The following is a 1,838-nucleotide window of genomic DNA, read 5'->3' on the forward strand; positions in this document are numbered from 1 at the left end:
GATGGTCTTGACCGTTGAGTTTCAGGGTAATCATGGGCAGATCCGTCTTTGTAGTTTTTGGGCTCACCACGCACGGACAAAGACGTCTGCACCTGGCGTTTGAAGGTAAACCGTCTGGATGCTCAAATTGCCGAGTTAACTCGCCATTAACAAAAAAGCCCTGCAACACTTTGGATGTGCAGGGCTTTTCGGTGTCAGGACATCCAACCTTCGCAGGCCTCGGCCCCAAGTTTGTGAACTACTTGAAATCCAACGCCTGCGGCTCATCCACATCCCACAAGACGCCAGGATCATCCAGCGCCACCTCGACCACTCGCCCCTGGGCAAACAGCGGCTTTGCCCCGCGATCACCCGACAATGCCATCAGCCCCGGACCAAAGCTGCGGCCGAAGCCCACCGGGTGTCCGTATTCGCCTTCCTGTACCGGGACACCGATGCAGTCATCGGCCATGTTCGCCACCACCTGTTCGATACTTGAAGGCAGGATGAACGGCATATCCCCCAGCACCATCAGCCAGCCATCAAGCTGTGCACAGGCGGCCACCCCGGCCGAAATGCTATCGCCCATCCCGGTCGATTCGATCAGGACGACCTCACAGCCATAGGCTTTGGCCATGCGGCTCACTTGCGGGCGATCGGCCGTGGTCACCAGAATGCGTTTTTCCAGGGTGGCAGGCAGATTGACCAGGACGTGCTCAATCACCGAACGAACCGTGCCATCACGCCCAGGGCAATCAGCCAGCAGCTTGTCCTTGTCGTCACCGGCGACCTGTCGAAACCGACTGCCCTGCCCCGCCGCCAACACGATCACCCCGATGGATTCACTCATACGCCCTCCCGCAGCGGTTTTTTCTGCTTGAGCTCGATGCCATTCTTGATCGCCACGATCTCGGCCATCAACGACAAGGCGATTTCCGCAGGGCTATGACTGCCAATGTGCAAACCGATCGGGCCGTGCAGTCGTTCGATAGCCTGCGGCGACAAGCCGAGTTGGGCCAGGTTGTCCCGGCGCTTCTGGCTGTTGACCCGCGAGCCGAGTGCGCCGACATAAAAGGCCCGGGAGTCGAGCGCGGTCAACAGCGCCATGTCGTCCAGCCGCGGGTCGTGAGTCAGGGCGATGATGGCGGTGCGTTCGTCGGTCTCGATGTTCAGCACCGCCTCGTCAGGCATGCCCGAGACGAATCGTCCGTGCTGCGCGTCCCAACCGTAGGCAAACTCGGTGCGCGGATCGCAGATCAGCACCTCGAAATCCAGTAGCCGGGCCATCTCGGCAACATACCGGGACAACTGCCCCGCACCGATCAGCAACAGGCGCCAGCGCGGGCCGTAGATAGTGCGCAAGGTGACGCCATCGAACGTCAACACATCGGTCTTGCTGGCCGGCCCCAGAACCACTTCGCCAGATTCCAGGTCCAGTTCGCGGGCGACCAGTTCGTGCGCCTCACAGCGCACCAGCAACTCGGCGACCCACGCAGGGTCGCCCACGCGCTCCTCGGTCAAGCGTAACGTGCCGCCGCAGGGCAAACCGAAGCGCGCCGCCTCCTCACGGCTCACGCCGTAGGTGATCAGTTGCACCGGCGGTCCGTCGACCGGAATGCGACCGTCATGCAACCGGGCAATGAGGTCATCCTCGACACAACCACCAGACACCGAGCCAATCACCACACCATCCTCGCGCAACGCCAGCATCGCGCCAGGCGCCCGGGGCGCGGTACCCCAGGTTTGCACGACGCTGTACAACATCACCCGCTGGCCGGCGCGGCGCCACTCCAGCACGCTGCGCAGGACATTCAGATCGGCACTGTCCATCACGCCTCGACCTTCTGCCAGCCCTGCAA

General features: G+C 62.0%; 2 protein-coding genes. Both read right to left on the reverse strand.

Features of this window, described 5'->3' with window-relative positions; translation table 11 throughout:
* Positions 1 to 238 precede the first annotated feature (238 nt).
* Positions 239 to 829 carry a nucleotidyltransferase family protein gene (locus NQL71_RS29605; RefSeq protein ID WP_046819970.1) on the reverse strand — a complete coding sequence of 197 codons (591 nt, stop codon included), beginning with the start codon at positions 827 to 829 and terminating at the stop codon, positions 239 to 241.
* Positions 826 to 1,809 (reverse strand): XdhC family protein, encoded by a 984-nt coding sequence (locus NQL71_RS29610; RefSeq protein WP_046819969.1) that lies wholly within the window; start codon positions 1,807 to 1,809, stop codon positions 826 to 828. The genes NQL71_RS29605 and NQL71_RS29610 overlap by 4 nt, the downstream gene beginning before the upstream one ends.
* Positions 1,810 to 1,838 lie beyond the last annotated feature (29 nt).

The sequence above is a fragment of the Pseudomonas serbica genome (assembly GCF_028823535.1).
GTDB lineage: Bacteria > Pseudomonadota > Gammaproteobacteria > Pseudomonadales > Pseudomonadaceae > Aquipseudomonas > Aquipseudomonas serbica.

What these genes read in the sequence shown, in the direction of transcription:
- NQL71_RS29605 (WP_046819970.1), bottom strand. Translation starts at nt 829, where the DNA reads ATGAGTGAATCCATCGGGGTGATCGTGTTGGCGGCGGGGCAGGGCAGT.
- NQL71_RS29610 (WP_046819969.1), bottom strand. Translation starts at nt 1,809, where the DNA reads ATGGACAGTGCCGATCTGAATGTCCTGCGCAGCGTGCTGGAGTGGCGC.